General features: G+C 65.4%; 1 pseudogene. It reads right to left on the bottom strand.

The window, feature by feature from the left end:
• A pseudogene (locus XH80_RS02770) lies at positions 1 to 211 on the bottom strand (IS110 family transposase); the annotation flags it as partial.

Raw genomic sequence — 211 nt, 5'->3', positions numbered from 1 at the left:
CCGCGGTCATGAAGCTCAGCGCCGCGATCGGGCCGACACCGGGAATCTGCATGAAGCGCCGGCACAGCTCATGGCCAGCGACCAGCTTGACCACCAGATCGTGCAGCCGGCAGTACTCCTTCCACAACGCGGCGCGCGCATTCAACATGGCATCGATCAGCTCGCTGACCAACGCATCGTGCGCCACCGCCTCGCGGACGGCTTGCGCAAA

The organism is Bradyrhizobium sp. CCBAU 45384 (assembly GCF_028128665.1).
In the GTDB taxonomy this organism is placed as follows: Bacteria; Pseudomonadota; Alphaproteobacteria; order Rhizobiales; family Xanthobacteraceae; genus Bradyrhizobium; species Bradyrhizobium manausense.
This window is presented reverse-complemented; position numbering and strand designations above follow the sequence as displayed.